General features: G+C 43.9%; 5 protein-coding genes. 3 read left to right on the forward strand and 2 right to left on the reverse strand.

Annotated features, from left to right (window positions below):
* Positions 1–44 precede the first annotated feature (44 nt).
* Together ACWPAB_RS14740 and ACWPAB_RS14745 are read right to left on the reverse strand one after the other, a co-directional pair.
* Entirely contained in the window at positions 45–1,667 is a 1,623-nt protein-coding gene (locus ACWPAB_RS14740) for a type I restriction-modification system subunit M (protein ID WP_016382232.1), read from the reverse strand.
* Between the two features lie 13 nt (positions 1,668–1,680).
* Positions 1,681–4,848 carry a type I restriction endonuclease subunit R gene (locus ACWPAB_RS14745; protein ID WP_016382233.1) on the reverse strand — a complete coding sequence of 1,056 codons (3,168 nt, stop codon included), beginning with the start codon at positions 4,846–4,848 and terminating at the stop codon, positions 1,681–1,683.
* A 742-nt stretch (positions 4,849–5,590) separates the two neighbouring features.
* On the opposite strand from ACWPAB_RS14745, the gene ACWPAB_RS14750 reads away from it, so the two are divergent.
* From ACWPAB_RS14750 to epsC, 3 genes are read left to right on the forward strand one after another with little or no spacing between them, the layout of a single operon-like run.
* The gene (locus ACWPAB_RS14750; RefSeq protein WP_012807380.1) at positions 5,591–6,502 is read left to right on the forward strand and encodes a PLP-dependent cysteine synthase family protein; all 912 of its coding nucleotides are present in this window, start codon (positions 5,591–5,593) and stop codon (positions 6,500–6,502) included.
* A gap of 21 nt (positions 6,503–6,523) precedes the next feature.
* Positions 6,524–7,708, forward strand: coding sequence for a trans-sulfuration enzyme family protein (locus tag ACWPAB_RS14755; RefSeq protein WP_003586331.1), 1,185 nt, complete (start codon positions 6,524–6,526; stop codon positions 7,706–7,708).
* Entirely contained in the window at positions 7,674–8,231 is a 558-nt protein-coding gene (gene epsC / locus ACWPAB_RS14760) for a serine O-acetyltransferase EpsC (protein WP_003586333.1), read from the forward strand. Before ACWPAB_RS14755 ends, epsC begins: the two co-directional genes overlap by 35 nt.
* The last annotated feature ends 155 nt before the right edge of the window (positions 8,232–8,386 follow it).

The following is an 8,386-nucleotide window of genomic DNA, read 5'->3' on the forward strand; positions in this document are numbered from 1 at the left end:
GATCAGTGAAGCCTTTAAATCTTAATTGCGGATATTTAGTTTGGTTAGCGCTCATTGTGGGCCTCCGGTTTTGACTGGTCATTAACCTGGGTGGTCACTAACTGGCTAGCTAATTCATTAAAGGCTTGCTCATTCTGACTGATTTCCTCGTCCAGTTGCTTCAGATCAGCTTTAACTTGGTTCAGATCAATCTCGGGTTCCGGTTCAAACGTATCAACGTAGCGCGGAATATTTAAATTATAATCATTTTCCTTGATTTCCGCCGGTGAGGCCACATGAGCATATTTATCAACATCTTGCCGGTTTTGATAAGTGGTCACAATTTTTTGAATATTCGCTGCCGTTAGCTTATTTTGATTCTTGTCCTTTTCAAATTCCCGGGACGCATCAATAAACAAGACGTCGTCAGTGGTTTTGTGTTTCTTTAAAATCATGATTAACGTTGGAATACCAGTGGAATGAAAAATATTGGCAGGTAGCCCAATAATGGCATCAATCCGGTTATCCATTAATAGTTTTTGCCGGATTTTGCCCTCCTTAGCCCCCCGAAATAGCACGCCATGGGGTAAGACAATGCCCATAGTCCCGTGTTCCTGCAAATGATAAAAGCCGTGTAGCAGAAAGGCAAAGTCGGCTTTAGATTTAGGTGGTAAGACGCCATAGTCGCGGAAACGGGGATCAGACAAGCGTTTATCACTGTTATCCCAGTGTGCCGAGTAGGGCGGGTTCATGACGACCGCATCAAATAAGTAAGGTTCGTCAACCGGCCAATCTTTACTTAACGTGTCACCATTGCGTAAGTGCATATCGTCATACGAGACTCCATGTAACATTAGGTTCATACGGGCCAGGTTATAGGTCGTGGTGTTCAATTCTTGGCCGTGATAACTCACTAAATTGGGGTCTTGCACGTGCTGTCCGACATTTAATAGCAGTGAACCGGAACCAACCGCTGGATCATAGATAGTCCGCACTTGGTTGTCACCTGCATTGCGCTGATAAGTCACAATCTGGGCAATAATGTCGGACACCTGCCGTGGAGTATAAAATTCACCCGCCTTCTTACCAGAATCACTGGCAAATTGCGCGATTAAGTATTCATAGGCGTCACCTAAGACGTCGCCTTGATGATGGACGAGATCAATCGCATTTAAAGCTAACATGGTATCACTGATAGTTTGATTCCGTTGTTGTAAAGAACTGCCTAATTTATTACTACTTAAATCCACATCGGCAAACAAGCCCGAAAAGTCTTGCGCTGAAGATAGATTTTGTGTCGACTGTTCCAGATCATGAAGTGCTTGAGATAAATCGTCTAACGCAAAAGTATGGGCTTGAATCTTGCCAATCAGGGTGGTGTACAACGCTTGTGGTTGAATTAAATAGCCGAGCGTGTTTTGCAAATACTCCACTAAACTGGGCTGCACCGAGACGCCTTCCAATTCAAACTGAGGATCCATATACTGAGCATATTTCCGGGTGACATTTTCGGTTTCGCCTGCCCAATCACTAAAGGTCGTTAAGGTTTTCTCAGATAGAAACCGATAAAAAATTAACCCCAATAAATAATTTTTATATTCAGAAGCGTCCATTTTCCCGCGTAAGACATCGGCCGCATTCCATAGGGCGCTTTCAAGTTGACTAGCTTGCGTTGTTTTTTCTGACATTGTTTAACCTCACTTATTTTTGTAGATAAATTGCTAAATCGTGTTCAATAAACTGCCGCCAAGCGGCCTGGGACTTAATCCGGTATAGTGGCAAAATAGCTGGAATCTTCGGCCCAGCGGCAGTTTGAGCTTGTAAGGCCGCTGCTAAATTCGCTGACTGCGTTAATTCTTGTTCATGATGCCATTCATCGGTACCCACGGTGTGTTCACGCGCCACCCGCAATAGGGCTGTTTGATCTAAGCCCCACGTATGGGCGAATACCGACGTTTTTTTGACCAATTGTCTCTGGGCATAATCAGCCACCAACTCCCGAGCATTCAACGCTACTGGCACTTGATTTGGGGTGCTCTGTTGCTGAGACTGTTGCATTTGTTGCTCAATATAAGGCATGGCTTCGCGAATTAACTGGGCCTGTTGCGGTTGCGTTTCCGCTAATTTATTCAAACTAGCCTGTACTTTGGCACTATTTTGCAGGTAATCGGTCATATGGGCTTGGGCTTGATCAGGTGTCGTGTACTGTTGCTGTTCATCAATCCAATCTTGAATTAATTGCGTCAAATAATCATAATCCACCAAGACGACTGAACCAACGGCTAGGGAAAAGTCTAAGGCAGCTAATTCTTCAGGGACTTTCTCAGGCTCTTGGTTAGTAACCGCCGCTTTAATCCGCAGATATTTACCCGTATAGGATTCTACTTCGGGCTGAGCGATACCAAAGGCCTTTTCACTGTTTTCCCAAGTGAAATCGTTGTACATGGATAAGGAATTCAATTGCTGATTCACTTGGCGAAAGGCTTTCACAAACTGTACCTTAGCAGTGGTTCCTTTCAGGTCATCGGCCGCCGTCGGCGTCGGGGCAATGGCTTTTAAATCCACCACAGCCTTTTGAAATTTTAAGACGGCCTGCTGATAAGTAGGACGAATGATGACATTAAAAGAGCCTTCGCCACTATATAACTTGTAAGCTTCACGTTCATTCGCTTCCATGATTGCTGGGACCCTAAAGGTGACAATTTGGCCTTCTTGTTTTAATTCTCGGTTTTGGAGCCGGTTAGTGCGTGAGTAAGCTTGAATGAGTTCTTGATAAGCTAAGGTGCGGTCAACAAAGAGCGTGTTTAGCCGAGGGGCATCAAAACCCGTTAATAACCGCCGCACCACAATCACTAGATTAATTTCCTGATCCGGTTTCAAATGAGCAAAGACCGCCTCACGCCGGGCGGCCCGTTTTGCGACATCTTCGTTATAGAGATTCAGATCAGCTAAATCAAAATTAGTGTGATACTGCTGATTATAATCTTTTAAAATGGTGGCCATTTGGTCATGTTTGTGCGCACTCTGATCTTCGTTTTCACTTAATGAATAAGTAATCGCAATCCGGGGCCAATCAGGATCTAGCTGATTGTGAGCAGTCTTTTTAGCGGCTTTAAAGGCTTGATAATAGCGTTGCGCCATTTCAATGGAACTGGTGGTCAAAATAGCATTATAGTTGCCATGACCCAAACTCGTTTTACGCGGGCCTTTTTGTAAAATATATTGAACAACTTGGTTAATATGTTCATCAGTTTCAAAGTCAGCCGGAGTTAAATACGTTTCTTCCAAGTCCTTCACTGACGTCGCTTGAATCTTGGCTCGAATTTTCGCTTCATCAGCCGTACTCAGCAGGCGGCCCTGCTTATCACGACGCGCTTTGACGCGCTGATTTTCTTTTTCGAGGGCCCGGGTTATTAACGTGTCTTTCCCAATCGTCGTTACGTGTTCCACGTTAAACGGTAACACGGCTTGGTCCTCTAAGGCGTCTCGTAAGTTATAAACGTGACAGACTTTACCAAATAGCTCCTCAGTCGTAACCGCTAGATCACCTTTGAGCTGTTTTTTATTTTCATTAAAGATGGGGGTGCCGGTGTAACCATACCAATTACTATTGACAAACGCGTCCCGAATTTCCTTTTGCATCTTACCAAACTGCGACCGGTGGGCTTCGTCAACAAAGAAGATCACCCGTTGCTTTAAAGTCTTACTAAAGCGGGATTGCTTACCGGTTGCCAGATGGGCTTGCGTTTTTTTGACCGCCCGATGGAGCTTTTGAATCGAGGTGACCAAGACCTTACCGTCATTTTGTTGCAATTTACGCATTAAATCACCGGTGTTTTGGGCTTCGTTAATGGCAATATCATCATTGGCGGCATAGGCACTAAAGTTGCTAGTTGTCTGTTCGTCTAAATCCCGCCGGTCAACTAAGAAGATGACCTTATCGACACCGGGATCTTGCGCCGCTAATTTAGCGGTCTTATATGAGGTGAGTGTTTTACCAGAACCCGTGGTATGCCAAACAAAACCATCCTGATGGTCGTGAATCCGGTGCATCACGGCTTCAATCGCATAAATCTGATAAGGCCGTAAGAGAATTAAGCTCTGACGTTCTTGGTCGATGACTGTATATTCACTGACCATTTTGTGGGCCATGGGAATATTAAGGACTTGGCGCGTAAACGCTAAGCCGTTTTCCACGGGGTGATTATCCCGCGTTCGCCAATTGAACAAAAAGGCTTTATTGAAATGATCCGGTTCGGCATTCGCAAAATACGCCGTACTATCCGGCGTCATAATCACAAACATTTGCAGCAGCGAGTAAATCCCCGTATATTTACCTTCCTGCGCGTATTTTTCAATTTGATTAAAAGCCTGGTTAAGTTCGACCGTGGCTTTTTTTAGTTCCAATTGAATTAAGGGTAACCCATTAATTAATAGGGTTACGTCAAAACGGCGATCAGGATCGACATTTTGAGTACCAGCTAACCGTGGTCGCACTGCTTGTCGCACCACTTCATAACTAGATTTACCACCAGCAACGTCCGCTTTCCAAAACAACTCAAGCGTCACCGTGCCCAGCTTAGCATCATCACGTTCAACTTCCACTTTGCCAATGCCATTTTCGGCGGCTAGTAACTTAGCTGCTTCGTAAGGTGTCCGGACCTCAATCGCCCGTTTAACTTGATTAAATTCGGTATCAGTTAAAGGGTATCCCTGCAATTTAGCATAGTTATTGTTATTTAATTTATCACGAAAATTAGCCCATAATTGATCCGGCGTCGCACCATATAGGTCTTTTCGTTCCACCCATTGATTGCTTCCAGTCGTTAAGGTTTTAACAACTTCTTTTTCAAACGACAGTTCCAACATAAAAACAGTCCTTCCCCCACTTTTAAATTACTCACTAGTTTATTATACGCGAACCGCTTGGCGTTTAGGCTTCATAATTTAATATAGCTGGGATAGAATAAAGCTGAAAAAGATAAACAACTAAAAAATAGAAAACTAATATTGAGCTAACCATTAAATTCGAAACCTCTGTTCCAATAAATTTAATATGAACCTCATAATGTAAATTAAAAAAATATATCGCAATGTTCTTGCTTGCAGTATGTCTCGCTCTTATCTGAATAAGATGACATTCAATCTTATCAACAATATAACTAATATAACAAAAGCAAATTAAAACATTCACGAAACAGAATTTGAAAATAACACCAGAGAAAAAATATTTTCAAGCTACTAGAAATTTCAACTATTTATCATGACTTTTTTATTTTTTAGCTCAAAAATGATTGACAGATGTCTCGAAATTGTGTACATTAATCACAATAAAAATTTCGGAGGTGTCATGATGAGTCAATCAATGTTTAATGCGATTAATTGTTGCTGTCGAACAACGCGTTTTTGGCGATGTTCGGCCTGTTAGCATTGACGTTTTTTGGGAAATCATGACCTAAAAAGAGTTCAATGTCCACTTGGCTGGAGTTGAACTAAGGGCGCGAAAATTCTGGATTTCAGAATTTCGCGCCCTTTTTCTATCTATTGCGGCCATTTCCCCTAGCATCCCGCAGCTAAACACTGCTCCAAATGATTAGAAAGGATCTTATTTATGCTTATTCATTCCATTTCAGAACTGATCGGTCATACGCCACTGATTGATCTGCAAATCAACATTCCAAATCACAGTCACATTTACGCCAAACTGGAGATGTTTAATCCAGGAGGCAGCATCAAAGACCGCCTGGGCCAATACATGATTCAAGATGCGATTAATCGTGGTCAGGTAACTGAAGGTGTAACAACAATTATCGAACCTACTGCCGGCAATACCGGAATTGGGGTTGCCCTTGCCGCTCAACAACACCATTTGCCAACCATTCTGGTCGTACCGGAAAAGTTCAGTTTTGAAAAACAACAATTGATGAAAGCCTTAGGGGCAAAATTAATCAACACTCCCAGTGATCAGGGCATCAAGGGCGCCATTGAAAAAGCAGAAGCGCTTCACGATCAAACTCCTAACAGTTTCGTTCCAATGCAATTCAAAAATCCGGCCAACCCTGATACTTATTATCACACTCTGGCACCAGAGTTGCTTGACGACCTCAATGACCCAATTGACGCCTTTGTTGCCGGTGCGGGCAGTGGTGGGACATTTGCAGGCGTCGCTCGTTACTTAAAGGAGCAGAATCCGGCGACTCAAACCATCGTTGTGGAACCTGAAGGCTCAATTCTAAATGGTGGGCCTGCCCATCCCCATCGGACTGAAGGCATCGGTGTTGAATTTGTCCCACCATTTTTTAAAGATGTTCAAATCGACAAAACGTTAACAATTGCCGATGCCGACGCCTTTCATCAAGTTAAGGAGCTTGCCAAGAAGCAGGGATTATTCATTGGCAGTTCAAGCGGGGCTGCTTTGGCTGCCAGCTTAAAGGTTGCCAAGGCACTTCCCGAGAATAGTACCATTGTCACAATTTTTCCAGATAGCAGTGAACGTTACATGAGTGAAAATATTTATGATTAAAAATAAAGTGAGGTTATTAAAATGGAATTTGATACAAAATTAATTCATGGTGGTATTAGCGAAGATAAAGCAACCGGAGCAGTTTCGGTGCCGATTTATATGGCATCAACTTTTCATCAGCAAAAAATCGGTGAAAATCAATATGAGTATTCTCGTTCTGGAAACCCAACTCGAGAAGCAGTTGAAAAACTAATTGCCGAGTTGGAAGGCGGCACAGCCGGGTTTGCATTTGCTTCCGGTTCAGCTGCAATCGACACAGTCTTCTCAATGTTCTCCGCCGGCGACCATTTCGTCATTGGCAATGATGTCTACGGTGGTACCTTCCGATTGATTGACGCCGTTTTAAAACGCTTTGGCATGACCTTTACCGTGGTTGACACCCGCGACCTGGCCGCTGTTGAAGAAGCGATTACGCCAAATACCAAAGCAATTTACTTGGAAACGCCAACCAACCCGCTTTTACGAGTAACCGATATTGCAGCGGTTGCCAAGATTGCCAAATCGCACCAAATTTTAAGCATTATCGACAACACTTTCTCCTCGCCTTACGTTCAGCGACCGCTGGAACAGGGAGTGGATATTGTTCTTCACAGTGCTTCCAAGTATCTTGGTGGTCACAGCGACGTCATTGCCGGGCTGGTCGTCACTAAAGATGATCAATTGGCCGAAAAAATTGGTTACCTTCAAAATGCCATTGGTGGTATTTTGGCCCCTCAGGAAAGTTGGCTATTGCAACGTGGGATTAAAACGTTGTCTCTTCGAATGCGTGCTCATTTGGCCAATGCCGAAGCCGTCTTCAATTATCTATCAAACCAGCCACTTGTCAGCAAAATTTACTACCCTGGCGATCCGAACAACCCTGATTACGAAGTCGCCAAAAAACAAATGCACGGCTTTGGCGCAATGATTTCCTTTGAATTACAGGACGGACTGGATCCAAAACAATTTGTTGAACAACTGCACGTTATCACATTGGCCGAGAGTTTGGGTGCACTGGAAAGCTTGATCGAAATTCCGGCCTTGATGACCCACGGCTCAATTCCACGTGACATTCGGTTGAAAAACGGAATCAAAGACGAGTTAATTCGCCTTTCAGTCGGCGTTGAAGATCAAAAGGATTTGTTAGCCGATTTGGAACGCGGCTTCAATGAGCTTAAGAGGAGCAAGAAAAATGTTTCAGACAGCAAGGTCCATTCTCAAGCGTGATCCGGCAGCCCACAGTCTTTTAGAAGTTCTCTTAACCTACCCGGGGATTCGGGCCCTGTTTTGGTACCGAATCGCTCACTTTATGGCTTTTCATCGACTTTATACAATTGCCGGGTTCCTAAGTCAACATGCCGCCAAAGTAACCGGGATTTCAATTTCGCCGGAAGCCAAAATCGGTAAGCGCGTTTTTATCGATCACGGGATTGGCGTTGTGATCGGTGCCACTGCCGTGATTGAAGATGACGTCACTATCCTGCATGGCGTGACGCTGGGTGCCAGGAGGGCCGTTGAAGGTCGGCGACATCCCTATGTAAAAAAGGGTGCATTCATTGGTGCCAACGCCCAATTGCTTGGCACCATTACGATCGGCGCCTTTAGTAAAGTTGGCGCAGGGGCAATTGTCCTGAATAACGTGGCCGATAAAACCACAGTGGTCGGCAACCCTGCCCGAACCGTTAACAAGTTACCCGCTAAAGTCATTAACGTGACCTTCACGACAAACACGTCAACCACTAAAAATTAATAACTTACGAAAAACACCTTGATGAAAAGAGTTGCCAGTTGGCAAAAATATCATCAAGGTGTTTTTCGTATTTAACTATTGTGTCGAAAATAATTAGAACCTGTCTAGTATCTGCTGAATCTGATAGAATTGTGGAAAACCGACTGAGGAGTTTG

The organism is Lacticaseibacillus sp. 30 (assembly GCF_053819265.1).